This window comes from Azospirillum sp. TSH58 (assembly GCF_003119115.1).
GTDB lineage: Bacteria > Pseudomonadota > Alphaproteobacteria > Azospirillales > Azospirillaceae > Azospirillum.
In genome coordinates this window covers 1,870,064-1,896,872 of the sequence record NZ_CP022367.1, presented here as the reverse complement: position 1 = coordinate 1,896,872, position 26,809 = coordinate 1,870,064, and the positions used below count along the sequence as shown (strand labels likewise).

Genomic DNA, 26,809 nt, shown 5'->3' with positions numbered 1-26,809 from the left:
ATGTTTCCCGATCACATCCGCGAACTCGCCGCCAAGCTCCTCGCCGAGTATGAACTGGCCGGCTACACGGTGGCGACCGCCGAGTCCTGCACGGGCGGCCTCATCGCCGGGGCGCTGACCGACATCGCGGGGTCGTCCAAGGTCGTTGACCGCGGCTTCGTCACCTACTCCAACGTCGCCAAGTCCGAGATGCTCGGCGTGCCGCCCAGCCTGATCTATGCCCACGGCGCGGTCAGCCCGGAGGTGGCGGTCGCGATGGCGGTGGGCGCCCTGGCGAAGTCGAAGGCCGACGTGACGGTGGCGGTGACCGGTGTCGCCGGTCCCGGTGGCGGGACGCCGGAGAAGCCGGTCGGACGCGTCTACATCGCCACCGCGGTCCGCCGCGGGGCCGCCAAGCACAAGGAATACACCTTCCCCGGCGACCGCGAGGCGGTGCGGCTGGCGACCGTGCAGACCGCGTTGGAGCGGCTGCGCACCGCCCGCCCGGAAACCGCGATTCGCTGAGGGAGCGCCGGCCTCAGGCCGTCCGCGCCGCGGCGGGCCGGGTGGCGCCCGCACCGTAGAGCTGGTTGGCGCGGGTCTCGAAGGCCTGCACCATGCGGCGCACCGCCTCGTTGAACAGAACGCCCATGATCTTCTGCAGCATCTTCGAACGGAACTCGAAGTCCACGTAGAAGTCGACGCAGACGCCGCCCTCGTGCGGGGTGAAGATCCAGTGGTTGTTCAGATACTGGAACGGCCCCTCGGTGTACTGGACGTTGATGCGGCGGTTCGCCTCGTCCAGTTCCACGCGCGAGGTGAAGCGTTCGCGGACCATCTTGAAGCCGATCACGAGGTCCGCGAACATCACGTCGCCTTCGCGGCGGCGGATGCGGGCGGCGAGGCACCAGGGCAGGAATTCCGGGTACTTCTCCACATCGGCGACCAGCCGGTACATCTGCTCCGGCGTGTAGGGAAGAACCTTCTTTTCCGCGTGCGTCGGCATACCCGCTCCGTTTCTCTTTCGGCCGCCTCTCAGCCCGCCGCCCTTCAGCCCGCCGCCTTTCAGCCCGCCGTTGCCGCGAGCTTGCGGAGGCGAGCCTCCCGCAGCTTCGCGAAGTCCGCCCCCGCGTGATAGCTGGAGCGGGTCAGCGGCGTCGAGGCCACCATCAGGAAACCCTTGCCGCGGCCAAGTGTTGCGTAGCTCTGGAATTCTTCCGGAGTCACGAACCGGTCCACCGCCGCGTGCTTGGGCGTCGGCTGGAGGTACTGGCCGATCGTCATGAAGTCAACATCGGCGGCGCGCAGGTCGTCCATCACCTGCCCGACCTCCTCGCGCGTCTCGCCCAGGCCCACCATGATTCCCGACTTGGTGAACATCGACGGGTCCAGCTCCTTCACCCGCGCCAGCAGCTGCAGCGAGGTGAAGTAACGGGCGCCCGGACGGATCGTCGGGTAGAGGCGCGGTGCGGTTTCCAGATTGTGGTTGAAGACGTCCGGCTTCGCCTCGACCACCACCTCCACGGCGCCCTTCTTCTTCTGGAAGTCGGGGGTCAGGATCTCGATGGTGGTGTCCGGCGACGCGGCGCGGATGGCGCGGATGGTCCGGGCGAAATGCTCGGCCCCGCCGTCCTCCAGGTCATCGCGGTCCACCGAGGTGACGACGACGTGGCTCAGCTTCAGCTGGGCCACTGCCTCCCCCACATTGTCCGGCTCGTGCGGGTCGAGCTGGTCGGGACGCCCGGTACCGACGTTGCAGAAGGCGCAGCCGCGGGTGCAGACGGAACCGAGGATCATGAAGGTCGCGTGCTTGTGCTTCCAGCACTCCCCGATGTTCGGGCAGGCGGCCTCCTCGCACACGGTGTTGAGCTTGAGCCCGCGCATCAGGTTGCGCGTCTCGTTGTATTCCTGGCTGGTCGGCGCCTTGACGCGAATCCAGCCCGGTTTGCGCTGGATCGGGTTGTCGGGCTTGTGGGCCTTTTCGGGATGGCGAAGCTTCTCGGGGTGATCGGCCACGGTCATGGTCTGAAGTGCTCCCACGGGCTGCCCGGTGGCAGCGCCGATGCTGAACGGTAACGCGCCGCCAACCGCACAAGGGGCGGCGCCGGGGACGGCGCTGGGCCGGCGGACGCGGTCCCGCCGGATAGGCCGGAATGACCGACCGGTCAAGTCTGATTATCGGCCGAAACGAAACAACACCGCCAAAAGGATGACGGAGTCGGAATCGTTGCTCCCCCGCCCCGGAGGGCGAGGGAGGAAACGACCGTCGATCAGACTCCACCCGGTCGATCAGGCCGGCCACTTAGAAGTGGATGGCCCGGCCGTAGGCATCAAGAACCGACTCGTGCATCATTTCCGACAGGGTCGGATGCGGGAACACGGTCTGCATCAGCTCCTGCTCGGTGGTCTCCATGGTCTTGGCGACCGTGTAGCCCTGGATCAGCTCCGTCACCTCGGCGCCGACCATGTGGGCACCCAGCAGCTCGCCGGTCTTGGCGTCGAACACGGTCTTCACCATGCCGTCCGCCTCGCCCAGCGCGATGGCCTTGCCGTTGCCGATGAAGGGGAAGCGGCCGACGCGGACTTCGTAGCCCGCCTCCTTCGCCTTCTTCTCGGTCAGACCGACCGACGCGATCTGCGGGTGCGAGTAGGTGCAGCCCGGGATGTTGCGGACGTCCAGCGCGTGCGGGTGCTTGCCGGCGATGTGCTCGACGGCGATGACGCCCTCGTGGCTGGCCTTGTGGGCGAGCCAGGGAGCCCCCGTCACGTCGCCGATGGCGTAGACGCCCGGCTCGTCGGTCTGGCAGTTGGCGTTGGTCTTGATGTGGCCGCGGTCGGTCTGGACCTTGGTGTTCTCCAGGCCCAGATTTTCCGTGTTCGGCGCGATGCCGACGGCGAGGATCACGCGGTCGACCGTGATGTCCTCGGTCTTGCCGTTGGCTTCCACCGCCACCGTCACGCTGTCGGCCCCCTTGCGCAGGTTGCCGGCCTTGCCGTTGGTGATGATGCGCATGCCCTGCTTTTCGAACTGCTTGCGGGCGAAGGTCGAGATTTCCTCGTCCTCGACCGGCAGGATGCGGTCCATCACCTCGACCACCGTCACCTTGGCGCCCAGCTCGTTGTAGAAGCTGGCGAACTCGATGCCGATGGCGCCGGAGCCGATGACCAGCAGCGACTTCGGCGTCGTGTTCGGGGTCATCGCCTTGCGGTAGGTCCAGACGAGGTTGCCGTCGTCCTCCAGACCCGGCAGGGTGCGGGCGCGGGCGCCCGTGGCGATGATGATGTTCTTCGCCCCGAAGGTGCCGACCGCAGCACCGCCCTTGGTCACGGCCACCTGCCCCTTGCCGAGCAGCTTGGCCTCGCCCTCGATGACGGCGACCTTGTTCTTCTTCAGCAGGTGCTTGACGCCGCCGTTGAGCTGCCCCGCCACCTTGCGGGACCGCTGAACGACCTTGTCCAGGTCGAAGGACGGGTTCTGGATGACCAGCCCGTACTCCGCGGCGTGCTTGGCGTTGCGCAGCACCTCGGCGGAGCGCAGGAGCGCCTTGGTCGGGATGCAGCCCCAGTTGAGGCAGATGCCGCCGAGGTTCTCACGCTCCACCACCGCGGTGCTGAGGCCGAGCTGGGCGGCGCGGATCGCCGCCACATAGCCGCCCGGACCGCCGCCGATGACGATGAGATCGTAGTTCATGTCAGCCATGGTCCGCGCCCCCTTACAGCAGCATGCTCAGCGGGTCCTCGATCAGCTTCTTGAAAGCCGCGAGGAATTCCGCACCCTGCGCGCCGTCGGCGACGCGGTGGTCCACGGTGACCGAGACGGTCATCACGGTGGCGATGGCGAGCGCGCCGTTCTTCACGACCGGACGCTGCTCGCCGGCGCCGACCGCCATGATGCAGGCCTGCGGCGGGTTGATGATCGCCGCGAACTCCCGGATGCCGTACATGCCGAGGTTGGAGATCGAGAAGGTGCCGCCCTGATACTCCTCCGGCTTCAGCTTGCCGTCGCGGGCGCGCTCCGCCAGACCCTTCATCTCGTTGGAGATCTCGGCCAGACCCTTGGTCTCCGCCTTCTTGACGATGGGCGTGATCAGGCCGGTCGGGGTGGCCACGGCGACCGAGATGTCGACGTGGTCATAACGGAGGATGGCCTCCTCCGACCAGGCGGCGTTGATGTTCGGGAACTTCTTCAGCGTCAGCGCGGCGGCGCGGATGATGAAGTCGTTGACCGACAGCTTGTAGTCCTTGGAGCGGGCGTTAAGGTCGGAGCGGACCTTCAGCAGCGCGTCCAGCTCGCAGTCGATGGCCAGGAAGTAGTCCGGCACCGTCTGCTGCACCTCGGTCAGACGACGGGAGATCGTCTTGCGCATGGAGCTGTTCGGCTGCGCCTTGTAGCGCATGCCCAGCTTGTCCGACAGGTCCTTGGCGTCGATGCCCGCGGCCTTCGGGGTCGGAGCGGCGGCGGCCGGAGCAGCCGCCGGGGCCGCGGCGGGAGCCTGGGCGGCGGCCTGCGGAGCGGCCTTGGCGGTGCCGCCGGCCTTCGCGGCCTCGATGTCGGCCTTGACGATGCGGCCGTTCGGGCCGGTGCCCTTGACGGCCTTCAGGTCGAGACCGGCCTGCTCGGCCAGACGGCGGGCCAGCGGGCTGGCGAACACGCGGCCACCGCCATGGGCGGGAGCGGCGGCCTGCGGAGCCGGGGCCGGGGCGGCCGCCGGAGCGGAGGCGGCCGGGGCCGGAGCCGCGGCGGCCGCCGCCGCCGGGGCGGGAGCCGGGGCAGCGGCCTTGCTCAGCGCGCTGTCGTCCTCGCCCTCTTCCAGCAGCACGGCGATCGGGGTGTTCACCGCGACGCCCTGCGTGCCGGCCTGCACGAGGATCTTGCCGAGACGGCCTTCGTCGGCCGCCTCGACTTCCATGGTGGCCTTGTCGGTTTCGATCTCGGCGATCACGTCGCCGGACTTCACCGCGTCGCCTTCCTTCTTCAGCCACTTGGCGAGGTTGCCCTCGGTCATGGTCGGAGAGAGGGCGGGCATGAGAATCTGGATGGTCATTCGCTCGCCCTCCTTACTTGCGGTAGCAGGCCTTCTTCGCCGCTTCCGCAATGCGGTCGGGCGAAGGAAGGACGAGCTTTTCCAGGTTCGCCGCGTACGGCATCGGCACGTCGAGGCCGGTCACGCGGATCACCGGGGCGTCCAGATAGTCGAAGGCCTGCTCCATCATCAGGGCCGACAGCTCGGCGCCGATGCCGCAGGTCGGCCAGGCCTCCTCGACGGTGACGAGGCGGTTGGTCTTCTTGACCGAGTTGACGATGGTCTCGGTGTCGAGCGGACGGATCGTGCGCAGGTCGATGACCTCGGCGCTGATCCCGTCCTTCTCCAGCAGCTCGGCGGCGGCGAGGGCGTAGCTGACCATCAGCGAATGGGCGGTGATGGTCACGTCCGTGCCGGCGCGGCGGATCTTGGCGCGGCCGATCGGAACGATGAAGTCCTCGCTCTCCGGCACCTCGAAGGACTGGCCGTAGAGGATCTCGTTCTCGAGGAAGATGACCGGGTTCGGATCGCGGATGGCCGACTTCATCAGGCCCTTGAAGTCCGACGCGCTGTAGGGGGCGACGACCTTCAGGCCAGGCACGCTGGCGTACCAGGGGGTGAAGTCCTGGCTGTGCTGCGCGGCGACGCGGGCGGCCGCACCGTTCGGGCCGCGGAACACGATCGGGCAGCCCATCTGGCCGCCGGACATGTACAGCGTCTTGGCGGCGGAGTTCACGATGTGGTCGATCGCCTGCATCGCGAAGTTGAAGGTCATGAACTCGACGATCGGGCGCAGGCCGCGGAAGGCCGCACCGACGCCCAGGCCGGCGAAGCCGATCTCGGTGATCGGCGTGTCGATGACGCGGTCGGCGCCGAACTCCTGGAGCAGGCCCTGCGACACCTTGTAGGCGCCCTGGTACTGCGCGACCTCCTCACCCATCAGGAAGACGGTCGGGTCGCGGCGCATCTCCTCGGCCATGGCGTCGCGCAGCGCTTCGCGGACGGTCTTCTTCACCGTCTTGTCGAAGAACTTGTCCTCGTCCGAGGCCGGCGGCGCGGCGGCCGGACCCGAGGCCGGACCGACCGGCAGGGTGGCCGGGGCGTGCGCGCCCGTGTCCTGCACCACCGGCTCGGCGGCGACCTTCGGCGCCGGCGCCGGGGAGCCGGACACGGCGTCGGTCACGCTCTCGCCCTCGCCGAGGATCACGGCGATGGGGGTGTTCACGGCGACGTTCTCGGTGCCCTCGGCGACCAGGATCTTGCCGATGCGGCCTTCGTCGACCGCCTCGACCTCCATGGTCGCCTTGTCGGTCTCGATCTCGGCGAGCACGTCGCCGGACTTGACCTCGTCACCTTCTTTTTTGACCCATTTCGCCAGCTTGCCCTCGGTCATGGTGGGCGACAGCGCCGGCATCAGCACTTCGATCGGCATTCCTCAACCTCCGGCGGCGCGGGTTCACCGGGAGGCGAAGCCTCCGGCCCTCGGCGCCGCTCCTGCTTATCGTTGTCGTCAGGCTTCGACCAGGACGTCCGTCCACAGCTCCGCCGGATCGGGCTCGGGGCTCTGCTGCGCGAATTCGGCAGCCTCGGTCACCACGGCCTTGACCTCGCGGTCGATCTCTTTGAGCTGGTCCTCGGTCACGTAAGCGCCTTCCAGCAGGACGCGCTTCAGGTTGTCGATCGGATCGGACTCGCTCCGCATCTTCTCGACCTCCTCCTTAGTCCGGTACTTGGCCGGGTCGGACATCGAGTGGCCGCGGTAGCGGTAGGTCTTCATCTCGAGGATGACCGGGCCGTTGCCGGCGCGGATGTACTCCACCCACTTGTCGGCGGCCTCGCGGACCTCGAGGACGTCCATGCCGTTGACCTGATGGCCGGGAATGCCATAGGCCGCGCCGCGCTGGTGCAGCTCGCCCGCCGAGGCGCGCTCCTGCGAGGTGCCCATGGCGTACTTGTTGTTCTCGATCACGTAGAGCACCGGCAGCTTCCACAGAGCCGCCATGTTGAAGCTCTCGTAAACCTGACCCTGGTTGATGGCGCCGTCGCCGCAATAGACCGCGGACAGGCCGTCATCCTTGTTGTACTTGTGCGAGAAGGCGAGGCCGGTGCCCAGCGGGACCTGCGCGCCGACGATGCCGTGGCCGCCGTAGAAGTTCTTCTCGCGGCTGAACATGTGCATCGAGCCGCCCTTGCCCTTGGAGTAGCCTCCACGGCGGCCGGTCAGCTCGGCCATCACACCCTTCGGGTCCATGCCGCAGGCCAGCATGTGGCCATGGTCACGGTAGCTGGTGATGACGTCGTCGTTGTCCTTCAGCGCGGCCTGGATGCCGACCACGACGGCTTCCTGGCCGATGTAGAGGTGGCAGAAACCGCCGATGAGGCCCATGCCGTACAGCTGGCCCGCCTTCTCCTCGAAGCGGCGGATCAGCAGCATCTCGCGGTAGTACTTGATCAAGTCCTCGGTCGAAGCGGCCTGCTTCGAAGCGGAGTCAGTCTGCGCCTTCGGACGGCGTCGTGACGCGGCCATGTTTCCTCCCCAGGGTTTATGCAGCGACGGCAAGCGAACAGCCAGGGCTGCAGCACGTTGCGAGGGTACATCCCACTTATGAGGGTGCATCCCCCTCGCACCGGAAGCGGATGCGGGGCGCACAGTACACGACAAGCGCACGAGACGCAAATATCTGTTTTTAAACGCGAAATTCGGCGTTAACCGGCTTTCGGTTAATTCACTGATATGACCTACTTCTCAGCGCTAGCATCACCTTCGGCCTGCGCCGGAGGGAGTGCGATTATGACGTCGCGGGGGCCGGAAAGGTTCAACATCGTGCGCGCACGCTCGTCCAGCATGTCGCGGTCCAGGTGGTCGCTGCGCATCAGTTGCGCGCGGCGGTCCATCCGCTCGCGCTCCGCCTTCACCTGATCCAGGACGGATTCCGCCGTGGCGATCTCCGCCTTCAGGTGGTTCATGGCGAGCAGCCCGCGGTCCCCCTGGACGGCGTAATAGACGAAGTAGGCGACGACGCAGGAGCCGATGGCCGGCCCGATGGCCTGGCGAAGGGCGCTTTTCGCGGCGCGTTTCAGCGAGTCGGTGAGGTTCTGGAGCATGGTCATGGCGGCATGATGGAATCACACGCGATTCCTTCGGTCAAACGGAAAAGAAGCAATCCGAAAGAATTCACCGCGCCATGCTCTTTGTACCGCCGAGTAATAGGCGGCTTACACCCCCAAAGGAAGGTGACACAGGGCGCAACCTTCGAAAGAAGGCGGATTGCGCTTCACTCCGGCGGAACCTCGCGCGGGCGGCGGTCCTCGCCGATGGCGACGTAGGTGAAGACGCCCTCGGTCACCTTGATCGCCTCCCCCGCGCTTCGCTGGCGGCGCACCCAGGTCTCGACCCGCACGCGGATGGAGGTTCGGCCCACCTTCGTCACATGGGCGAAGCAGCTCACCTCGTCGCCGACATAGACCGGCTTGTGGAAGGTCATCGCCTCGATCCCCACCGTCGCCACGCGCCCGCCGGCCCGCCGCAGGGCGGCGACGCCGCCGGCCAGATCCATCTGGGACAGCAGCCAGCCGCCGAAGATGTCGCCGTTGGGGTTGGTGTCCGCCGGCATGGCGATGGTGCGCAACGCCGGACCACCCTCCATGTCGGGGTGAGCCGGGATCTGCTCGGTGGGAGTGCTGTCGCTCATCGTGCCTCCGCCCTCGTTCATTCAGGGGTCGAAAAAGCGCATCACAAAATATGGTGCGGGGAGTATATAGGAGCCACCGCATGCGCTTGCGCAGCCCTGACGAAATTCCTATAACTGGGGCCATGAGCGATCTTTTCGAGAACACGGCGCGCAAGGCCGAGACCTACTCCGCCCAGGACATCGAGGTTCTGGAGGGGCTTGAGCCCGTCCGCCGGCGCCCCGGCATGTACATCGGCGGCACCGACGACCGTGCGCTGCATCATCTGGTGGCCGAGGTTCTGGACAACGCCATGGACGAGGCGGTGGCCGGACACGCCAGCCGCATCGACCTGGAGCTGACCGCCGACGGCACGGTGGTGGTGCGCGACAACGGGCGCGGCATCCCGATCGACGACCACCCGAAATACCCGGGCAAGTCGGCGCTGGAGGTCATCCTCACCACCCTGCATTCGGGCGGCAAATTCTCCAACAAGGTCTACCAGACCTCCGGCGGCCTGCACGGCGTCGGCCTGTCGGTGGTGAACGCCCTGTCCGACCGGCTGGCGGTCGAGGTGGCGCGCGACCGCCAGCTCTACGTGCAGCACTACAGCCGCGGCCTGCCCCAGGGACCGCTGACCCGCCAGGGCGCGGCCAATCGCCGCGGCACGACCATCCGCTTCCACGCCGACCCCGAGATCTTCGGCGAGACCGCCCATTTCGAGCCGCACCGGCTCTACCGGCTGGCCCGCTCCAAGGCCTACCTGTACCGGGGCGTGGAGATCCGCTGGAGCTGCGACCCGACGCTGCTGGCGCCGGACAGCACCACCCCGGCGCAGGAGACGCTGCATTTCCCCGGCGGCCTGCTCGACTATCTCAACGCCGCCCTGAAGGAACGCCGGACGCTGACCCGCCTGCCCTTCTCGGGCGCGCTGGACTTCCCGAACCAGCAGGGCCGCGTGGAATGGGCCATCGCCTGGCCGGAGGATGACGAGGGCTTCTCGCACACCTACTGCAACACCGTGCCCACCCCGCAGGGCGGCACCCACGAGGCCGGCCTGCGCGCCGCGCTGACCCGCGGCCTGAAGGGCTATGGCGAGCTGACCAGCAACAAGCGCGCCGCCCAGGTCACCGCGGACGACGTGATGGGCGACGCCTGCATCCTGCTGTCGGTGTTCATCCGCGAGCCGCATTTCCAGGGCCAGACCAAGGAGAAGCTGGTGACGGCGGAAGCCCACCGGCTGGTCGAGGCGGCGATCAAGGACCATTTCGACCACTGGCTGTCCGGCGACCCCTCCTCGTCCAAGGCCCTGCTGGAACGGCTGATCGAGAAGGCGGAGGAGCGCGCCAAGCGCAAGCAGTCCAAGGAGTTGGGACGCAAGTCCGCGACCCGCCGCCTGCGTTTGCCCGGCAAGCTGGCCGACTGCTCCCGCAACTCGCCGGAGGGCACGGAAATCTTCCTGGTCGAGGGCGACTCCGCGGGCGGCTCCGCCAAGCAGGCGCGCAACCGCGAGACCCAGGCCATCCTGCCGCTGCGCGGCAAGATCCTGAACGTCGCCTCGGCCTCCTCCGACAAGATGAAGGCCAACCAGGAACTCAACGACCTCACCCAGGCGCTGGGCTGCGGGATCGGGAAGGACTTCTCCAGCGACAAGCTGCGCTACGAGCGGGTCATCATCATGACCGACGCCGACGTGGACGGCGCGCACATCGCCTCGCTGCTGATGACCTTCTTCTACCGGGAGATGGGCGGGCTGATCCAGAACGGACACCTGTATCTGGCCCTGCCGCCGCTCTACCGCATCAGCCACGGCGCCAAGTCGGTCTACGCCCGCGACGACGCGCACAAGGACCAGCTCCTGAACAAGACCTTCAAGGGCAAGAAGGTGGAGATCAGCCGGTTCAAGGGCCTGGGCGAGATGATGCCGGCCCAGCTCCGCGAGACGACCATGGACCCGGCCAAGCGCACGCTGCTGCGCGTCGTCGTGCCCAACAGCGCCGACCCGGAGCAGGCGGAGGACGTGAAGGCCACGAAGACCCGCGTGGAGGAGCTGATGGGCCGCCGTCCGGAGCTGCGCTTCCAGTTCATCCAGGAAAACGCGAAGTTCGTCCGGGTCGACGACATCGACGTGTAACCCGTGGCGCTGTACGCTCGTCGGCGTGCACACCAACGCCGCGGGACCCCGGACGAATGACCTCGACGCTCGCCCTGTACCAGACGGACCTCTTCCGCCCGACCTACCGCCCGTGGAAGGGCGAGCGCTGGGAGCTTCTGCTCGCCCCGATGCTGATCTGCAAGGGCTACTGGAGCGAGGCGATGCTGGTCACCGACATGGCCGGGCTGATCCGCCATGACGGGCCGGCGTCACGCACCTGGATGTCGATGACCCCCATGGAAATCGAAAGCCAGGAAATCGGCTGCCGCTTCGCGACGGGGCACACGGTGGTGATGGGCCTCGGCATGGGCTGGGCCGCCGCCAACGCCGCCCTGCGGCCGGAAGTCACGCGCGTCACCGTCGTCGAACTCGACCCCGAAGTGATCGCGGTGAACGCCACCATGGACGTGTTCGGCCAGCTTCCGCCGGAGGCCGCCGCCAAGGTGACGGTGGTCCTGGGCGACGCCCTCGCCCACACGCCCGACGAACCGGCGGACACCCTCATGGCCGACATCTGGCAGCCGCTCTATGGGGACGACCGGTTGGAGCAGGTCCGCCGCATGCGGGCCAACACCGGCGCCGCCCGGGTCTATTACTGGGGCCAGGAGATGGACATCGCCCACCGCGCCCGCCGGCTCGGCCTGCCTCTGGACGCCGCCTCGGTGGCCCGCATCGTCGGGGAAATGGGCCTGCCGCTGATCGGCCCGGCGGAGGTCGCCAATTATCCGGACCTGATCGAGCGCGCCGCCAGCAACTGGCTGCGCACCGATTGGACGCCGCCGGGATACGCCGTCGGCTGAGCCGTGGCTCTTCCGGGGGCGCGGGCTTGCCGGTGCCGAAGCGGCATCCCATCATTGCTCACCCCACGTCCACTCAGCAGCCCAGGCGAGCCATGACCTTCCTGTCCCGTGCCAGCGTTCTCGCCCTCTGCGCGATGGCGGCGGCCTGCACCAACGAACGCGTGGTGGCCGACCTGCCCGTCCCCGCCTACACGCTGAGCGAGGTGTCCTACGCGGCCTCCAACCGCGACCTGCGGGTGGTGATCCTCGGCAACCCCTTTGGCATGGACCCGCAGACCTTCGGGCCGCTGGTGACCGCCAACATGCAGAACCGCATTTCCGGCGTGCGCACCAACTTCACCACCACGCCGAACCAGACGGCGCGGCCGGACTACCGGGTCGTCCTGGCCTTCAACCCCGCCGAGACGACCCTGAACTCGTACCTGTGCAGCGGCCAGCCCCTGCGCACCAGCCCGCCGGGCGGCCCCATCGTGGTCCAGGGGGCCTTCTGCCGCGGCGGCGGTGCGCTGTCCTCGGCCACCGGCTGGCTCGACCGGCCGCAGGGACCGAACGACCCGGATTTCCGGTCGCTCATCAGCGACATGACCTTCGCCCTTTTTCCGGCCCGCCGCGCCGACCTGGACGGCTGCGGCGGGGGTCCTGACTGCTGAGGCGGGGGTCCTGACTGCTGAGGCGGGGGGCGGCGCTCAGGCGTAGAGAAGCCACTGCCGCAGGAGGGCGGTGACCGCCTGCGGCTGTTCCATGGCCGACAGATGGCCGCAATCCTCGATCAGGGCGAGGCGGGCGCCGGGGATGCCTTCGGCGATCTCCTCGTGCAGCGCGGGTGGCGTGATGGCGTCCTGCCGCCCGCACAGCACCAGCGTCGGGCAGGCGATGGCCCCCAGACCAGGGCGGCTGTCCGGGCGGTTCATGATGGCGGTCTGCTGGCGCGCATAGCCGTCCGGCCCGACCCGTTGGGCCTGGGCCTGCACCGACTCGACCAGGGCGGTTTCCGAGCTGCGGTCGGGATGGACGAGGCGCGGCATGCCGGCGGCCACCACCTGTCGCAACCGCCCCTGCCCCACCAGACGAACGGCGTCCTGGCGCGTGGCGGTCTGTTCCGGCGTGTCCGGACGCGCGCTGGTGTCGAGCAGGGCGAGCTTCGCCACCCGCTGCGGCGCCTGCCGCAGAATCTCGAAGGCGACGTAGCCCCCCATCGACAATCCGGCGAGGGCGAACCGGTCGGGCGCCCGCGCCAGCACGGCGGCTGCCAGGGCGGACATGGAGTCATGACCGGTCAGGTCGCCGACGGTCGGCTCCGCCACCTCGGCGAGATGGCGGCTCTGGTGCTCCCACAGCGCGGCGTCCAGCGGCATGCCGGGCAGCAGGATCAGGGGAATCCGGTCGCTCATCCCTCTTCCTCTCCTCATTTGGTTTTCAGTTCTGGTTTTCTTGTCCGGATCAGCGAATCAGCTCCAGCACCGTCTTGAAGGCGGGAATGTCCGACCGCTCCATCCATTCGAACAGGACCATCTCCGTGCTGACGATGGTCGCCCCGGCGGCGCGCATGCGGGCGATGCCGAGCTCCGCGTTGGCGGGCGTGCGGGACGACACGGCGTCGGCCACCAGCACCACCTCGAACCCCAGACCGACCAGCGAGAGCGCCGTCTGCATCACGCAGACATGGGCCTCCGACCCGGCCAGAACGACCTGCCGGCGGCCGATCCGCTCCAGCCGTTCCAGGAAAGCCGGCTCCCGCGCGGCGGAGAAGCTGATCTTCTCCACCACCCCGTCCGCCGGCAGCAAGGCACGCAGGGAGGCGGCGGTCGGGCCGAGCCCCTTGGGATACTGTTCGGTGGCGAAGGCGGGGACGCCAAGCAGCGCGGCGGCCTTCAGCAGGGTGGCCGCGTTGCGCTCCACCCGCGCGGACTCGGCGATGGCCGGCATCAGTTTCTCCTGGATATCGACCACCACCAGGACGGAACTTGCGGAGGACAGTAGCATCGGAGGGCTGCCTTTTTTCTTGGTCCGGTTCGGACGGCGAAGAGGCCGAAACCGGCCTCCCAGCCGCCGCGGACCCCGGATTTCCGCGGTTTTCGCGGGCTTTTCACAGCCTAGCCGAGCGGACGCGACCCGCCAAGCGGCCCGTCCGGAGCCACGCGATGCGTGATTTCATCACAAGGTCTATTGACAGCGCCCTTTGACTTCATATTCTGCCGCACCATCTACTCGTCGGGCCGTATCGGCACGATTTTCGCACTCCAGACAGAAACAGGTTGGATGCTCTTTTCGGAACTTGGGCTTGGACCTGACGTCCTGCGGGCAATCGAGGACAAAGGTTACACCCAGCCGACGCCAATTCAGGAACAGGCCATTCCCTGGGTCCTGCAAGGCCGCGACGTGCTCGGCTGCGCGCAAACCGGCACCGGGAAGACGGCCAGCTTCACCTTGCCGATGATCAGCATCCTGGCCTCGGGCCGGGCCCGGGCGCGCATGCCCCGGTCGCTCATCCTCGAGCCGACTCGGGAGCTGGCTGCCCAGGTCGCCGAGAGCTTCGAGACCTACGGCAAGCACCACAAGCTCAGCATGGCGCTCCTGATCGGCGGCGAGACCTTCACCGAGCAGGTGAAGCGGCTGGACCGCGGGGTGGACGTGCTGATCGCGACGCCGGGCCGCCTGATCGACCTGTTCGAGCGCGGCAACATCATGCTCAACGACATCAAGGTCTTCGTCATCGACGAGGCGGACCGGATGCTCGACATGGGCTTCATCCCGGACATCGAGCGGATCGTCAGCAAGCTGCCCAAGCTGCGGCAGACGCTGTTCTTCTCCGCCACCATGCCGCCGGAGATCCGCCGTCTGGCCGACGCCTTCCTGTCGAACCCGAAGGAAGTGACCGTCGCCCCGCCCGCCTCCCCGTCGGAGACGGTGACCCAGGCCATGGTCCTGGTGCACGAGGAGGACAAGCGCAAGGCGCTGCGCCACCTGCTGCGCACCGAGGACGTCAAGAACGCCTTCATCTTCTGCAACCGCAAGCGCGACGTCGCCATCCTGCAGAAGTCGCTGGAGAGCCACGGCTTCAACGCCGGCGCGCTGCACGGCGACATGGTGCAGTCGAAGCGGATGGAGACGCTGGAGGCCTTCAAGAAGGGCGAGATCACGCTGCTCGTCTGTTCCGACGTGGCTGCTCGCGGCCTGGACGTTCAGGGGCTCAGCCACGTCTTCAATTTCGACGTGCCGATCAGCGCCGAAGACTATGTCCACCGCATCGGACGCACCGGCCGGGCCGGTCGCTCGGGACGTGCCTTCACGCTCGCCAGCCCGCTGGACGGCAAGCAGGTTTCGGCCATCGGCCGTCTCATCAAGCGGGAGATTCCGTTGATCGCGATTGACGGCCTCGAGTCGGCCGAGTTCCTCAGCGAGGACGAGGCGCGCCGTGGCCGCAGCCGTGGCCGTGGCAAGGACAAGGAGCGCGGCGACCGCGCGCCGCGCGAGCAGCGCGCCGAGCGCCCGGAACGCGAGGACCGGGCGCCCCGTGAGGAGCGTCAGGCCCGCGAAGAGCGGCAGCCGCGTGAGGAGCGTCAACCGCGCGAGGAGCGGCCAAGCCGCGACGATCGCCCGGTCCGCGAGGAGCGGCAGCCCCGTGAGGAGCGTCAGCCGCGCGAGTCGCTGGCCGCTGCCGAGAGCCGCCGCCAGGAGCCGCGTCGCGATCGTGACCGCGATCGCCGCCGTCGCCGCGACGAGGACGAGGACGACACACCCGTGATCGGCTTCGGCGATCATATGCCGGCCTTCATGCTCCGCTCCGCGCGGCGCCCCGCCCCGGCCGAATCCGCCGAGCAATCCTCGCAGGAGGGCTGACCGCCATGCAGACCATCTTCGTCATGGTCAAGTGCGAGCTGGGCAAGGCCTATCAGGTGGCCGATCAGGCCGTTCAGGACATCGAGCAGGTGTCGGAGGTCCACTCGATCTCCGGCCAGTATGATCTGCTGATGAAGTGCTATCTGCCCCAGGATCTGGACATCGGCCGATTCGTGACCGAAAACATCCAGACCCTGACCGGGGTGCGCGACACCTTCACGCTCATCGCCTACAAGGCGTTCGCCTGAGGGTCGGGCGGCCGGACGGCCGCCTGGAAAGGGCTCGAACAAGGGGCTGTCCGCCTGTCGCGGGCGGTCCCTTTTTTCATGATTTATCCAGCCGGCAACAGACGTCGGACAATTCGCGAGACATGCCGCGAAACCGTTGACTTGGCCGGTTGGTTACCTCAAACGTTCCGCATGTCCCAGCTCCCGTCCCGACATGCCCGGCGCGCCCGCGCCACCAGCCCGAAGATGCACCGCCCGTTGGACCGCCGGTCGCTGGTCCTGCGATCCGGCATCGTCGCCCTGATGGCCGCCTGCGGCGTCGTCCTGGCCGATCTGGCCGACGCGCAGCAGCCTCCCCCTCCGGCCGCGCAGGCGAACGCCGCGCCGCCCGCCGGGGCGGAGCAGGGAGGACGCCTCGAAGTCGTCGTTCCGTCGCCGGGACCGTCGAACGGCAAGCCGCAGGACCCTCCGGTCCTTCTGGGAGCGGACACGGTCACCTTCGACGAGGCGAACAGCCTCGTGACGGCCTCGGGCAACGTCGAGCTGTCGCAGGGCGCGCGGACGGTCCACGCCGACGCCATCACCTACAACCAGAAGACCAAGGTGGTGATCGCCTCCGGCAACGTCCGTCTGGTCGAGCCCTCGGGCGACATCCTGTTCTCCAACTACGCGGAACTGACCGACGACATGCGCGATGCGTTCGTCGAGAACGTCCGCGTGCTGATGACCGACAACAGCCGCATGGCCGGCACCGAGGGCGAGCGGCGCGGCGGGCGGCTGATCCGCCTGAACCGCGCCGTCTACAGCCCCTGCGAACTCTGCCAGTCCGATCCGACCCGCGCGCCGGTCTGGCAGATCCGCGCCGCCCGCGTGGTGCAGGACAACGAGGACCACGAGGTCCGCTACCGCGACGCCTTCATGGAAATGTTCGGCGTCCCGTTCTTCTACACCCCTTACCTCTCCCACCCCGATCCGACGGTGGACCGGCGCTCGGGCTTCCTGACGCCCAGCTTCCGGAACAACTCGACCCTCGGTTTCGGCGTCATTTCCCACTATTACTGGGACATCGCGCCGGATCAGGATGCGACGTTCGACGTCGGCGGCTACTCCAACCAAGGCCTCTTCCTGGGCGGCCAGTACCGCAAGCGCTTCGAGAACGGACGGCTGCAGCTCGACGTGTCGGGCACGCAGGGGGAGATCCCCAACGGCACGCTGAAGGGCGCCGACGACCGGCGCTGGCGCGGCCACGCCTTCGCCAGCGGCCTGTTCGACATCGACGAGACGTGGCGCTGGGGCTTCAATCTAAAGCGGGCCAGCGACGAGCTGTATCTGCGCCGCTACTTCAACATCCGCGACGAGGTGCTGACCAGCCGGGCCTTCGTCGAAGGCTTCAACGGGCGCAACTACGCGGCGGTCAACGCCTACAGCTTCCAGGACCTGCGCTGGGGCAACCCGGTGCAGGAGCCCTACGTGCTGCCCGAGGCGCGCTACAACGCGCTGGGCGAGCCGGGCAGCCTGATGGGCGGGCGCTGGTCTCTGGACAGCAGCCTGCTGGCGATCGCCCGGCCGGGCAGCGGCGGTCCCGACACCCAGCGGCTGGCCATGCAGCCGGGATGGCAGCGGGACATCTATTCCAACCTCGGCTTCGTCACCACGGTCGAAGGCAGCGTCCTGCTGGCCGGCTACACCGCCCAGCGGTTCGACCCGAACGATCCGGCAGGCACCGGCAACGACAGCGTGCAGCGCCTGCGCTTCTTCCCGCAGGCCACGACGACGGTCCGCTACCCCTTCGTCCGCTATGGCGAGAACAACTTCCAGACCATCGAGCCCATCGGGCAGGTCAGCCTGTCGCCGAAGGTGGACAATGATCCGGCCTTCCCGAACGAGGACAGCCTCGACGTCGAGTTCGACGAGATCAACCTGCTGATGCCCAACCGCTTTACCGGCATCGATCGTCTGGATGGCGGCCTGCGCGCCACCTATGGCCTGCGCACCACGTTCCAGGGCTACAAGACGGGGTCGGCAAGCCTGTTCGTCGGCCAGAGCTTCCGCGCCGACGATACCGAGAACTTCCGCGGCGGGTCGGGCCTCGACAAGAAGTCGTCGGATTATGTCGGCCGTCTCGATCTGCGCCCGGCGGACTGGCTGGACCTGAACTACGGCTTCCGCATCGACCACGACACGCTGAAGCCGCGCCGCCATTCGGTCAACGCATCGGCCGGCGTGCCGCTGCTGCGGCTCTACAGCACCTACACCTACGTCGACCAGACGGAAAACCCCTACGTCGTGGAACGGAACGAGGTCGAGCAGGCCAGCCTCACCCTGGCGTCGCAGTTCTCGCAGCACTGGTCGCTCAGCCTGTCCCACTCCCAGGCGTTCCGCCCCGATGCTGGGCCGCGCTCCAGCGCCGGCGTCATCCGCTATCAGGACGAATGCCTGATCTTCGAGACCATCGCCCAGCGCGACTACACCACCATCCAGAACGGCGAACAGGAAGGAAACACCATCTTCTTCCGCTTCGTGTTCAAGAACGTGGGCGAGTTCCGCACGCCGGGGATCAGCGCCGGATTCCTCGGCCCGTCCGGGGCCAGCAACTGACCGGGGGCGGCGTCTGCCGCCAAGGTCAAGGGGTTGCATCGGGCGTCCGATCTGGGTAGCCATAGCACCCTCTTCTTCCGCTCGGGTTTGCTGCACATGGCCTTGGGACGCTACGACTACGAACGCCGTTATCGCCGCCGCTTCTGGGCGGGGTTTGCGAAGTTCGGTCTGTTCGCCGCCGTTCTCCTCGGTGTCGGTCTGTTCGCCTACCAGATGGGCATCGAGCAGTTGAAGGGCCGCGACGTCACCTTGCGGGAGGAAATCTCCACCCTGTCGCGCCAGAAGGCGGAGTTGGAGCTGCTGGCCAGCCAGATGCAGCACGCCGCCCGCACGGCGGAGGCCCGCGCGGCGGAGCTGGAGGGCCGGCTCCAGCGCGAGGTGCCGTCGGGCGATCTCGCGCGGCTGGCCGGACTGGTGTCGGAACGGCTGAAGGGGGGCATGGACCCCAACCGCCTCGCCTTCGTGATCGCCCAGGTCCAGGCGGTGCGCAACTGCCAGCCGGCGGAAACCAAGCGATTCGCCCTGGCCACCCCCCTCCTGAAATCGGGCAACCGCAGCACCAGCTTCAACAACGGCGCGGTGACCGTCAGCGGCGAGGGCCAATCCTCGCGCAACGCCCAGGGCAACGCCGAGAGCTGGTTCGACCCGGCGCAGCCGGTGACCATCAAGATCGCCGGCATGGGCGGCAAGGAAACGGTCGCCAAGGGCGTTCTGCCCCTGCACCAGACGGTGGTGCTCGACAACACCGAGTATCGATTCACCTTCGCGCCCGGCGCCCGCTCCTTCGTGGAGGTGACCGCCGACCGCTGCCCCTTCCCTTAATCCTCGTCCGGAACGGCAAAGGCGCGGGGCGGCTTTCCGGCGGTATGGATGTGCCACATCGTTGCGTAGGCGCTCTCCAGGGCGCGGGCGAGGCGGTCGGTGTCGAACAGCGGCGCGCGGCCCCGTTCCGCGGCGAGACGCGCTTTCAACCGGGCGAGGCCGTCCGGATCGTGGGCCAGCCGCAGGGCCATGGCCTCGTAATCGGCAAGGGACCGGACGGCCAGTTCGGGCAGTCCGGCGGCGCGCAGCAGGCTCGCTCCGACACGGGACGCGAATCCCTCCCCCGGCGCCGTCAGAACCGGCAGGCCTGCCCACAGCGCGTCGCTGGCCGTGGTGTGGGCGCCGACCGGCGTGGTGTCCAGGAACAGGTCGGCCAGACGGTAGCGCGCCAGATGCTCCGCCGGAGGGCGCCGGGGGGCGAAGGCCAGCCGGTCCGCCGCAACGCCCCGGTTTGCCGCCTCCCGCCGCAGGTTCGCGCTCGCCTCCGGGTGGCTGTCGAGCAGCCAGAGCACGCTGTCCGGCACGGCGTGCAGCAGGCGGCACCACAGGTCGAACAGGGCGGGCGTGATCTTGTAGGCGGCGTTGAAGCAGCAGAAGACCATGGCCCGCTCCGGCAGGCCGCAGGCGGCGCGGGAGGGAGGCGGGCCGATCGGCCGGTTGCGGTCGTTTGGCTGGTAGCAGACCGGAAGCTGGACGATGCGCTCCGCGTAGAAGGGCTGATGGTCGAGCGGCGTGACCAGCGGGTCGCCGATCACGTAATCGATGAACCCCGCTCCCATCGTCCCGGGATAGCCCAGCCACTGCACTTGCACCGGAGCGGGCCGGTGGGCGGCGATCTCCGGCCGGGCGTGCTGGGTGTAGCCCTTGAGGTCCACCAGGATGTCGACTCCGTCCGCCCGGATGCGCGCCGCAGCGTCGGCGTGGGAGCAGCCGGTGAGGTCCACGAAACGGTCGAATCCGGCGGCCAGCCGGCGCCGCATCGGGCCCCCGTCGTCCGGGCCATAGCTGTAGCCGATGACCTCCACCCGGCTCCGGTCGTGACGCTCGATCAACTCGGCGATGAGGGCGGCGGTGGCGTGCTCGTGATAGTCGGCGGACAGATAGCCGACGCGCAGGCGGGTGCGCGGTCCGGAGTCGTGGCGGACCGGCGTAGGGGCGATGGCCCGGGTCCGCCAGTCCGCGTAGCGTCGGGCGCAGGCCAGTTCCGCCGCCGGACCGGCCCCCTCGCCGAGGAAGATCCAGGGATGGACCTGCCGCGTCGCGCCATCGCGCACCAGGGCGGCCAGTTGCGCGGAGCGCTCCGCCAGGCCGTCCCACCGGCAGAGATGCCGCATCTGCTGGACGAGCTGGGCCAGCACGCCGCCCGCGTCGGGCAAACCGAGCGCCAAAGCGCGTGCGAAGGCCGGCAGACTGTCCGCCGGACGTCCGGCCTCCTTCACCACCAGCGCGAGATTCGCGTGGGCCTCAGCCAGATCGGGACGCAGGACCAGGGCGTTGCGGTAACAGCCGGCGGCGGCCTCCGCCTGCCCCCGCTCCTGAACCACCGCACCGAGGTTGAGCCAGCCGGGAACCAGCGTGGGGTCGAGCGACACGGCGCGGCGCAGCGCCGTCTCCGCCGCTTCCCGGCGGCCCAGCGCGCGGAGCAGGACGCCCTGGTTGCAGGGGGCCGGGGCGAAGCGCGGCATCAGCCTCGCGGCCTCGCCATAGGCCTCCGCCGCCTCCGCGATGCGGCCCAGCGCCTGGAGCGTCAGGCCCAGATTGAACTGGTTGCCGCCGAAATCCGGCAGCCAGGACAGGGCGGCGCGGTGGTGCGCCTCGGCGTCGGCCGCCCGCCCCTGCCGCCGCAGCGCCTCACCGAAGGCGGAGCGGGCCACCGCCTCCTCCGGCGTGCCGGGCTCGCCCAGTACGTCGAGCGCGGCGAACAGGCCGGCCAGAGCCGTGGAATCGCCGGGCGTGGCGGCCAGCGCCCTGCGGAACTCCCCGATCCGGGCGCGGAGGTCGGCGGTCATGCCCCTTGGCAGCCTACTTGCGGACCCAACGCCCGCCCGACAGCACATACTGGCCGGCGGGGGTCCGCTCGATCAGCTGCTTTCCGGCCAGGGCCTGGACCTGATCCACCGAGGTGCCGTTGCTTCCGGCGATCTCGCGGTAGCGGGCGATGCGCTGCGCGTTGACCTGCTCCGCGAGTTGGGCCGCGGCGGCCGGCGCGCCGGGGACCGCCCCGACCAGCCCGTCCGGACGTTCGCCGATCTGCCCGGCGGCCTTGGCGGCGCCCAGGGCGTCCTGGGCCGGCGCCATCGCCGGAGCCGACAGGGCAAACGCCAGGACCAGCCCGGCGGCGGCAAACATGCGCTTCATGGCTTCCTCCCTCCCTTCGCACCACCCGAGGCGTCCTGGGCCGGCGGCAGGCCGAACAGCGCCGGATCGTCCGCGATGGCCTTCTCCAGGTCGCGTTCGACCTTCACCCGGACTTCCTGTTCGATGCGGATGTTCAGGTTGATCTCGATGGGCTTGTCGGGCGCCTCGACCTTGACGGTCGGGGTGCAGGCGCCCAGTCCGGCCCCCAACCCAGCGATCAGTGCGGCGGTCAGGACGCGCCGGCTTCGAACCGTGTGTCTCATGGATTCTTTCGTTGGAACTCCGTCATGCGGTCGCGCACCGTCTCGGGAATGCGGTAGGTGTCCAGGCTCTGCCGCAGAATCCGGTCGAGCGCGCCGCTCACCTTAAGGTTAAGCGCGACCGGATAGCCATCGTAGAATGCCGGGTTGGACCCGCGGATGGCGATTCCGACCGCCAGCTCTCCGCCGGCCTGCCCCTCGACGGTGGCGCTCAGCGTGTCGTAGCGGAAATCGGTCAGCGCGCCCATCAGGAGCGACGTCGGGCTGCCCTCCTCCCCCTTCAGGAAGCCCGGCGGGTTCGCGGGGTCGTAGCGCAGCGTGCCGGGACCATCGGCCTCCAGCAGCCCGCCGTCCAGATGGACGGAGTTCGCCTCGATGCGCACCGGCAGGCGTCCGCTGACCGTTCCGCTCGCCTCCAGCCCGTCCACCGCGACCATCGCCAGCATGGGGCCGAGATGGACGCCCTCCGCCCGCAGCGTCACCGTCCCCCGCGGCGCCGTCGGGTCGATGGCGAAGGGGTCCGCCCGCAGCACCCCGCCGGCCCAATGCCATTCGGCGCGCTCCACGCTCAGCCGGCCCTTCGTCCCGTAGCCGAAGCGGAGGGTGCCGTCGGTCAGCGGCAGCCCGACGTCGAGCAGCTTCACCGCCAGCGTCTGGCCGGGCGCGATCACCGGCGGAAACAGGCTGGGAAGGGACAGCACCCCGTTGATCCCGCTGGCCGAGACCGGCCCGAATTGCCCGGCGAGGTCGGCGAGCAGCAGATCGCCCTGGGCTTTCAGCGCCGTGCCGTCCCAGGTGAGACGGGCCTTGGCCGTCAGGCTGCCCACCGTCTCGGCGATGGTGCCGGCGCCGGTCCAGTGGGTCAGGACCGGCAGCCCCTTGGCCGGCGCGGTCAGCGTCGCCTGCCCGCGGTGGAGCGCGCCATCGCGGGTCATGGTCAGGCGCAGCGTTCCGCCGGCCGTGCCCTTCGGTGTCGCCAAGGTCACCGCGGCGTCGCCGAGCTGGATGGTGTCGATGGGGATCGCGACCGCGTCTTGGCCCGCGTTTTGGCTGGCCGCGCCTCCGTTGCCCGCCGTCCCTGCGGAGCCGGTCACCGGGTAGCCGGCGATGCGCGGGCCGCCGTCCTTGGCCACGTCCAGCCTCAAACGGACATCCGCAAGGTCGAGGCGCTCGATTCGCCTTTCCAGAAGGGCATCCAGAGGGTGACGGACGATAACGGTTCCCCCAACCGTCCCCTGGCGGTCCAGACGGACCAGGGCGCGGGTCCGCTCCATTGACAGATCGGTCACCGTCACGGCGGCGTCCGGAAAGCCGGCGCGGCGCAGCGCCTGCGTGGCGGCGGTGCCGGCCAGATCGGTCCGGTGCTCGACGAGCAGGGCGACAGCCCCGCCGATCAGCGCCAGCTTGACCAGCACCAGACATCGCCTCAACCACCGCAAGCTTCGCTGCCGCACGCCCCGCCCCTCGCCGTCGAATTCGCCATCGGTCTCTTTCGGGTATGAACACCCGAAGGGCAGTCTATCGTCCATCGCGGGCGCGGCGCGACCGTGCAGAGCTGCGATAACGGTTGGTCGGCGGTTGGTCGGCGGTGGGCCAAGAGTCGAATATCCGCCGATGAAGGCAGCCCCGCAGGGCGTCTTTGCATCCGCGTCGGTTTCCCCTATGGTCGCGTCCGCGGAATCGGCACATCGGAGTGTTTCGCATGTTGCGGTGGACGCGCATTCTCATGGCGGCACTGTTCGCCACTTTCATCTTCGCTCAGGGGGAGGCCAAGGCCTTGGATCCGGAAAACACCCTCTATCTCGACGTCAAGGACGGCCGCGTGGTCATCGAACTGCGCCCCGACCTGGCACCGAACCATGTCGCCCGCATCAAGGAACTGACCCGTCAGGGCTTCTACAACGGCGTCGTCTTCCACCGCGTGATCGACGGCTTCATGGCCCAGACCGGCGATCCGACCGGCACCGGCACCGGCGGCTCCGGCAAGAAGCTGAAGGCCGAGTTCAGCAACGAGCCGCATGTCCGCGGCACGCTGTCGATGGCCCGCACGCCGGACCCGGACAGCGCCGACAGCCAGTTCTTCATCTGCTTCGCCCCGGCCCCGTTCCTGGACAAGCAGTACACCGTCTGGGGCAAGGTCGTCGAAGGCATGGAATTCGTCGACAAGATCAAGAAGGGCAGCCAGTCCCGCAACGGGCAGGTCAGCGACCCGGACAAGATCGTCAAGATGCAGGTTGCCGCCGACGCCAAGTAACGGCGGCGGGGCGGGATCGCCGATCGCGGCGGTCCCGTTCAGGCGATTGGGGCGGTGAAACCGCGCGCCGCCCCGTTTCCTGCCGCACCGCTTCCGGCCTTCACGGCCCGTTCATCGCCGCGGTCAGCGCCACCAGGAGATCCCGCATGCTGCGGGGCCGATCCTGCCAGCGCATCGACAGGCCGCCCAGCAGCACCTTCTCGAATCCCGGCGGCACCGTGGCGCCGCCTTCGGCCAGACGGGGCACCCGGTCGTTCATGAAGCGGCTGGTCGCGTCGGGCGGTGTCTTACCGGTCAGGGCGTAGTAGACGGTGGCGCACAGCGCGTAGACGTCCGTCCAAGGCCCCTGCTTCCCATCCGGCGCGTACTGCTCGGGCGGCGCATAGCCCGGCTTCAGGATCACCGTCAGGTCGGCGCTCTTGCCCGCGGCGTGGCGCGCGGCCCCGAAATCCAGCAGCTTGCGCTCACCGGAGCTGGTGAGGAAGATGTTGTCCGGGCTGATGTCGCGGTGGATCAGTCCCTGTTCGTGCACGGCGTGCAGCGCCTTGATGATCGGCGACAGCAGCGTCAGCGTCTGCCGCGCCACGAGCCGCCCGCCGCTTTCGGCGACATGCCGCTTCAGGGTCCGTCCGTCGAGCAGTTCCATGACAAGGTAGGCGGTCTCGTTCTCCTCGAAGAAATCCTGAACGCTGACGATCTCCTTCACCTCGCGCAGGCGGGCGAGCATCCGCGCCTCCTCCAGGAACTTCGCCAGTCCGGCGGCAAAGCCCCGCGCGTGCTCGTCGGAAAAGGGAACGACTCCCGGCGATCCCGGGACGCGGGACACCAGATTGGCCGGATAGAACTCCTTCACCGCCACCTTGATCTGAAGCCGTTCGTCCCAGCCGAGGTAGGTGGCTCCGAATCCCCCCTGCCCCAGGATCCGGCCGACAAGATAGCGCCCCAGCAGCCGCGTTCCCGGAAGGAGATGGATGCCGGCCCGGTTCTGGACGCGGACCGGATACCCGCAATCCCGGCACGTCTCACGCGGAGCCTTCGGCCCGAAGCAGGCCGGGCACAGGCCCGACGCGGCCGCGATCACCGGCGCCTCCACCGTCACCGCGGCGGCACCGACCGGAGGAGCGATGCCGCGGGCCGGCGGCGCGACGACGGTCGGCAGCGCCGTCGCACCACAGGGTTGGAAGGCGGCGCCCGGCCCCGACTGGCCGGCCAGCGCCTGAGGAACCGGTGACGGCTTGGCCGGGGGCAACGGCATCTGGCTCAGCCGGTCCAGCAGTTCGTAGAGGCGCCGGACCTCCGCCTGGGCGATGTCGTCGCTTTGGGCGGCGGCCAGCTCGGCCTGGAACTGCGGCTGTCGGACCGTCTCCAGGATATGCTGACGCAGGACCGAAAGCGCCCCGTCATCGCCGACCAGACCGCAGCAGGCCAGTTCCGCCAGCCGGATGATGCGGCGGCGCGGCAGCGGCTCGATCTGGCGCAGCCGCTGGACGAGCCGGCCCCGGCGGACGAATTCGTCGACCACCGAGGCCGCTCGGGCGGCGATCCGCTCCCGGTCGTGGTCCGGCAGGGCCGACCCCCGAATGGCCTCCACGGCGCCGGTCAGGGCCTGCCGGACCAGCGCCGTGTCGGGCGTCTGGAGCACCATGTTCTCCACCAGCAGCTCGTTCTTGAGCGCGGCGTCCAGCGCGTCCACGATCTCGCCCTTGTGCCGCTCCGCGGCGGCCACCGCGGAGACCGCGGTCAGATAATGGATTCGGCAGATCAGGTCCGCCTGCGTTTCGCTGAGCCCGACGATGGAGCGGCGGTAGGCGCTCGCCCCGCCCTGCTCCAGCCGGCGGGAGTAGCGGACGGTCAGGGCGTCGGCCATGGCGCCCCCGCCGGTCAGCCCCGCCGGGGACAGCAGATGTCCCATCAGCGTGCGCAGCAGGTCGGATTCCTGCTCCGCCGTGCCGCGGCCGAGCGCTTGCGGCGCGCGGAGCTGGCGCCGGATGCGCTCCAGCACCATGCCGCGCGCGGCGGGCAGACGGCCCTGGCGGAACAGGCCGTTGAGGACGCCCAGCCGGTTCGGCCCGAACGCGTCCATCGGCACGCGCCCGAACAGAAGGTTGCACAGCGTCACCATCGGCGCCCCGCCGGCCGGCGTGTTCCCGAACAGCTCCTGGGTGGCGGCGGGCGAGGCCAGCACGTCGCCGATCAGCTCATCCAGAGCCACGGACAGCGCATCCTGCCGCTCCGCCGGGAAAAGCTGGATCAGCGCGTCGAGCTTCGACGTCCAGGTCCGGCATTCCTCCAGCTCCATGGAGAGCGCCGCCCGCAGGTCGAACCCGGCGTCGCCGGTCGGCGACTTTCCCGGCGCGGCGCGCAGGATCGAGTCGATGAGGGCCCGCCCCCGCGCCTGCCCGGAAAAGGCGGTCTGGGCGGCGCGCGCCTTCGCCGATGTTTCGGCAACCGCGTTGTCCAGCGCGCGGCGGCGGGCCTTGGCCTCCTGACCGGGAAGGCGGGCCTGCACGGTGGCGATCCGCCCCAGGGCGGATTCCATCAGCGTGGTCTTGACCTGAAGCGCCTTCAGATGCCGGCTGTTGTGGATCAGCTCGGTCGGGGTCAGCACGAGTCCGTCGAGATGCGCACGCAGGACGACGCCGATGACCATCCGCGCCGGCCCCCCATGATGGTCGGCGAGCGTGTGGCACAGCGCCGCCTCGTCGAGCGTGCCGACGGGGCCGGGTGCCCCTGCGGAGGCGGGCGTCCTGGAGGCGGGCATTGACACGGGCGGCCTTTGGGCGGGATCGGCACGGCGGCGGATGGCGTGGACGGTCCGCCATG

At 68.9% G+C, this 26,809-nt stretch carries 24 protein-coding genes; 9 read left to right on the top strand and 15 right to left on the bottom strand.

The features are described 5' to 3' along the window. Positions 1-504, top strand: coding sequence for a CinA family protein (locus TSH58p_RS30065; RefSeq protein ID WP_109069448.1), 504 nt, complete (start codon positions 1-3; stop codon positions 502-504). 13 nt (positions 505-517) lie between these two features. Here the strand turns inward: TSH58p_RS30065 and TSH58p_RS30060 are convergent, their stop codons facing one another. The 8 genes from TSH58p_RS30060 to TSH58p_RS30025 form a co-directional block, all read right to left on the bottom strand. Continuing rightward, on the bottom strand, positions 518-985 hold the full coding sequence (locus TSH58p_RS30060) for a type II toxin-antitoxin system RatA family toxin (RefSeq protein ID WP_109069447.1): 468 nt from the start codon (positions 983-985) through the stop codon (positions 518-520). Between the two features lie 59 nt (positions 986-1,044). Further along, a complete protein-coding gene (gene lipA, locus TSH58p_RS30055; protein ID WP_040134125.1) occupies positions 1,045-2,001 on the bottom strand; it encodes a lipoyl synthase in 957 nt (318 codons plus the stop codon). A gap of 280 nt (positions 2,002-2,281) precedes the next feature. Continuing rightward, positions 2,282-3,679, bottom strand: a complete 1,398-nt coding sequence (gene lpdA, locus TSH58p_RS30050; RefSeq protein WP_109069446.1) for a dihydrolipoyl dehydrogenase — start codon at positions 3,677-3,679, stop codon at positions 2,282-2,284. A gap of 13 nt (positions 3,680-3,692) precedes the next feature. Next, complete coding sequence (locus tag TSH58p_RS30045; protein WP_109069445.1) at positions 3,693-5,024, bottom strand: pyruvate dehydrogenase complex dihydrolipoamide acetyltransferase; 1,332 nt, start codon at positions 5,022-5,024, stop codon at positions 3,693-3,695. A gap of 13 nt (positions 5,025-5,037) precedes the next feature. After that, positions 5,038-6,435 (bottom strand): pyruvate dehydrogenase complex E1 component subunit beta, encoded by a 1,398-nt coding sequence (locus TSH58p_RS30040; protein WP_109069444.1) that lies wholly within the window; start codon positions 6,433-6,435, stop codon positions 5,038-5,040. 78 nt (positions 6,436-6,513) lie between these two features. Further along, positions 6,514-7,530 (bottom strand): pyruvate dehydrogenase (acetyl-transferring) E1 component subunit alpha, encoded by a 1,017-nt coding sequence (gene pdhA / locus TSH58p_RS30035; RefSeq protein ID WP_014198781.1) that lies wholly within the window; start codon positions 7,528-7,530, stop codon positions 6,514-6,516. A gap of 212 nt (positions 7,531-7,742) precedes the next feature. Then, positions 7,743-8,114 carry a septum formation initiator family protein gene (locus tag TSH58p_RS30030; RefSeq protein WP_081863119.1) on the bottom strand — a complete coding sequence of 124 codons (372 nt, stop codon included), beginning with the start codon at positions 8,112-8,114 and terminating at the stop codon, positions 7,743-7,745. 164 nt (positions 8,115-8,278) lie between these two features. Continuing rightward, positions 8,279-8,695 carry an acyl-CoA thioesterase gene (locus TSH58p_RS30025; protein ID WP_199230089.1) on the bottom strand — a complete coding sequence of 139 codons (417 nt, stop codon included), beginning with the start codon at positions 8,693-8,695 and terminating at the stop codon, positions 8,279-8,281. Positions 8,696-8,817: 122 nt separating this feature from the next. Here TSH58p_RS30025 and parE point away from each other — a divergent pair, with 122 nt between their 5' ends. From parE to TSH58p_RS30010, 3 genes are all read left to right on the top strand, one after another. Beyond that, positions 8,818-10,806 (top strand): DNA topoisomerase IV subunit B, encoded by a 1,989-nt coding sequence (gene parE, locus TSH58p_RS30020; protein ID WP_109069443.1) that lies wholly within the window; start codon positions 8,818-8,820, stop codon positions 10,804-10,806. A gap of 56 nt (positions 10,807-10,862) precedes the next feature. Next, entirely contained in the window at positions 10,863-11,627 is a 765-nt protein-coding gene (locus TSH58p_RS30015; protein WP_109069442.1) for a hypothetical protein, read from the top strand. A 92-nt stretch (positions 11,628-11,719) separates the two neighbouring features. Further along, positions 11,720-12,277 (top strand): hypothetical protein, encoded by a 558-nt coding sequence (locus TSH58p_RS30010; protein WP_109069441.1) that lies wholly within the window; start codon positions 11,720-11,722, stop codon positions 12,275-12,277. A 36-nt stretch (positions 12,278-12,313) separates the two neighbouring features. Here TSH58p_RS30010 and TSH58p_RS30005 read toward each other — a convergent pair whose 3' ends face one another. After that, a complete protein-coding gene (locus tag TSH58p_RS30005) occupies positions 12,314-13,018 on the bottom strand; it encodes an alpha/beta fold hydrolase (RefSeq protein ID WP_109069440.1) in 705 nt (234 codons plus the stop codon). A 49-nt stretch (positions 13,019-13,067) separates the two neighbouring features. Further along, the gene (locus tag TSH58p_RS30000) at positions 13,068-13,610 is read right to left on the bottom strand and encodes a hydrolase (protein ID WP_109069439.1); all 543 of its coding nucleotides are present in this window, start codon (positions 13,608-13,610) and stop codon (positions 13,068-13,070) included. 276 nt (positions 13,611-13,886) lie between these two features. Here TSH58p_RS30000 and TSH58p_RS29995 point away from each other — a divergent pair, with 276 nt between their 5' ends. The 4 genes from TSH58p_RS29995 to TSH58p_RS29980 all read left to right on the top strand — a co-directional run bounded on the left by TSH58p_RS29995 (position 13,887) and on the right by TSH58p_RS29980 (position 19,114). Next, a complete protein-coding gene (locus TSH58p_RS29995; RefSeq protein ID WP_109069438.1) occupies positions 13,887-15,467 on the top strand; it encodes a DEAD/DEAH box helicase in 1,581 nt (526 codons plus the stop codon). Positions 15,468-15,472: 5 nt separating this feature from the next. Further along, entirely contained in the window at positions 15,473-15,715 is a 243-nt protein-coding gene (locus tag TSH58p_RS29990) for an Lrp/AsnC ligand binding domain-containing protein (protein WP_014198771.1), read from the top strand. 171 nt (positions 15,716-15,886) lie between these two features. Further along, positions 15,887-18,292: an LPS-assembly protein LptD gene (locus TSH58p_RS29985; RefSeq protein WP_109069437.1), complete on the top strand. Its 2,406-nt coding sequence runs from the start codon at positions 15,887-15,889 to the stop codon at positions 18,290-18,292. Positions 18,293-18,388: 96 nt separating this feature from the next. Then, positions 18,389-19,114 carry a hypothetical protein gene (locus TSH58p_RS29980; protein ID WP_109069436.1) on the top strand — a complete coding sequence of 242 codons (726 nt, stop codon included), beginning with the start codon at positions 18,389-18,391 and terminating at the stop codon, positions 19,112-19,114. Here TSH58p_RS29980 and TSH58p_RS29975 read toward each other — a convergent pair. Genes TSH58p_RS29975 through TSH58p_RS29960 form a run of 4 tightly spaced genes read right to left on the bottom strand, consistent with a single transcriptional unit; the run spans position 19,111 to position 23,162 of the window. Next, positions 19,111-21,123 carry a glycosyltransferase family 41 protein gene (locus TSH58p_RS29975; protein WP_109069435.1) on the bottom strand — a complete coding sequence of 671 codons (2,013 nt, stop codon included), beginning with the start codon at positions 21,121-21,123 and terminating at the stop codon, positions 19,111-19,113. The two genes, TSH58p_RS29980 and TSH58p_RS29975, sit on opposite strands and share 4 nt — an antisense overlap. Positions 21,124-21,136: 13 nt before the next feature. Then, complete coding sequence (locus TSH58p_RS29970; RefSeq protein ID WP_109069434.1) at positions 21,137-21,472, bottom strand: YdbL family protein; 336 nt, start codon at positions 21,470-21,472, stop codon at positions 21,137-21,139. Next, positions 21,469-21,735 carry a YnbE family lipoprotein gene (locus TSH58p_RS29965; protein ID WP_109069433.1) on the bottom strand — a complete coding sequence of 89 codons (267 nt, stop codon included), beginning with the start codon at positions 21,733-21,735 and terminating at the stop codon, positions 21,469-21,471. The genes TSH58p_RS29970 and TSH58p_RS29965 overlap by 4 nt, the downstream gene beginning before the upstream one ends. Then, the gene (locus TSH58p_RS29960) at positions 21,732-23,162 is read right to left on the bottom strand and encodes a YdbH domain-containing protein (RefSeq protein WP_247895553.1); all 1,431 of its coding nucleotides are present in this window, start codon (positions 23,160-23,162) and stop codon (positions 21,732-21,734) included. Before TSH58p_RS29960 ends, TSH58p_RS29965 begins: the two co-directional genes overlap by 4 nt. 296 nt (positions 23,163-23,458) lie before the next feature. Between TSH58p_RS29960 and TSH58p_RS29955 the strand changes: the two genes are divergently transcribed. Next, on the top strand, positions 23,459-23,986 hold the full coding sequence (locus TSH58p_RS29955) for a peptidylprolyl isomerase (protein ID WP_247873963.1): 528 nt from the start codon (positions 23,459-23,461) through the stop codon (positions 23,984-23,986). A 100-nt stretch (positions 23,987-24,086) separates the two neighbouring features. On the opposite strand, the gene TSH58p_RS29950 is transcribed toward TSH58p_RS29955, so the two are convergent. After that, positions 24,087-26,747, bottom strand: coding sequence for a serine/threonine-protein kinase (locus TSH58p_RS29950; RefSeq protein ID WP_109069430.1), 2,661 nt, complete (start codon positions 26,745-26,747; stop codon positions 24,087-24,089). Positions 26,748-26,809: the final 62 nt, after the last annotated feature.

Bases quoted from the DNA above. Each gene is read 5' to 3' on its own strand.
- TSH58p_RS29955 (WP_247873963.1), top strand. From the start codon at position 23,459: ATGGCGGCACTGTTCGCCACTTTCATCTTCGCTCAGGGGGAGGCCAAG.
- TSH58p_RS30005 (WP_109069440.1), bottom strand. From the start codon at position 13,018: ATGAGCGACCGGATTCCCCTGATCCTGCTGCCCGGCATGCCGCTGGAC.
- lipA (WP_040134125.1), bottom strand. From the start codon at position 2,001: ATGACCGTGGCCGATCACCCCGAGAAGCTTCGCCATCCCGAAAAGGCC.
- TSH58p_RS29950 (WP_109069430.1), bottom strand. From the start codon at position 26,747: ATGCCCGCCTCCAGGACGCCCGCCTCCGCAGGGGCACCCGGCCCCGTC.
- TSH58p_RS29990 (WP_014198771.1), top strand. From the start codon at position 15,473: ATGCAGACCATCTTCGTCATGGTCAAGTGCGAGCTGGGCAAGGCCTAT.
- TSH58p_RS30040 (WP_109069444.1), bottom strand. From the start codon at position 6,435: ATGCCGATCGAAGTGCTGATGCCGGCGCTGTCGCCCACCATGACCGAG.
- TSH58p_RS29995 (WP_109069438.1), top strand. From the start codon at position 13,887: ATGCTCTTTTCGGAACTTGGGCTTGGACCTGACGTCCTGCGGGCAATC.
- TSH58p_RS29965 (WP_109069433.1), bottom strand. From the start codon at position 21,735: ATGAGACACACGGTTCGAAGCCGGCGCGTCCTGACCGCCGCACTGATC.
- TSH58p_RS30030 (WP_081863119.1), bottom strand. From the start codon at position 8,114: ATGACCATGCTCCAGAACCTCACCGACTCGCTGAAACGCGCCGCGAAA.
- TSH58p_RS30060 (WP_109069447.1), bottom strand. From the start codon at position 985: ATGCCGACGCACGCGGAAAAGAAGGTTCTTCCCTACACGCCGGAGCAG.
- TSH58p_RS30065 (WP_109069448.1), top strand. From the start codon at position 1: ATGTTTCCCGATCACATCCGCGAACTCGCCGCCAAGCTCCTCGCCGAG.
- TSH58p_RS29975 (WP_109069435.1), bottom strand. From the start codon at position 21,123: ATGACCGCCGACCTCCGCGCCCGGATCGGGGAGTTCCGCAGGGCGCTG.
- TSH58p_RS30045 (WP_109069445.1), bottom strand. From the start codon at position 5,024: ATGACCATCCAGATTCTCATGCCCGCCCTCTCTCCGACCATGACCGAG.
- TSH58p_RS29985 (WP_109069437.1), top strand. From the start codon at position 15,887: ATGTCCCAGCTCCCGTCCCGACATGCCCGGCGCGCCCGCGCCACCAGC.
- TSH58p_RS29970 (WP_109069434.1), bottom strand. From the start codon at position 21,472: ATGAAGCGCATGTTTGCCGCCGCCGGGCTGGTCCTGGCGTTTGCCCTG.
- TSH58p_RS29980 (WP_109069436.1), top strand. From the start codon at position 18,389: ATGGCCTTGGGACGCTACGACTACGAACGCCGTTATCGCCGCCGCTTC.
- TSH58p_RS30000 (WP_109069439.1), bottom strand. From the start codon at position 13,610: ATGCTACTGTCCTCCGCAAGTTCCGTCCTGGTGGTGGTCGATATCCAG.
- TSH58p_RS30025 (WP_199230089.1), bottom strand. From the start codon at position 8,695: ATGAGCGACAGCACTCCCACCGAGCAGATCCCGGCTCACCCCGACATG.
- TSH58p_RS30010 (WP_109069441.1), top strand. From the start codon at position 11,720: ATGACCTTCCTGTCCCGTGCCAGCGTTCTCGCCCTCTGCGCGATGGCG.
- TSH58p_RS30015 (WP_109069442.1), top strand. From the start codon at position 10,863: ATGACCTCGACGCTCGCCCTGTACCAGACGGACCTCTTCCGCCCGACC.
- lpdA (WP_109069446.1), bottom strand. From the start codon at position 3,679: ATGGCTGACATGAACTACGATCTCATCGTCATCGGCGGCGGTCCGGGC.
- pdhA (WP_014198781.1), bottom strand. From the start codon at position 7,530: ATGGCCGCGTCACGACGCCGTCCGAAGGCGCAGACTGACTCCGCTTCG.
- parE (WP_109069443.1), top strand. From the start codon at position 8,818: ATGAGCGATCTTTTCGAGAACACGGCGCGCAAGGCCGAGACCTACTCC.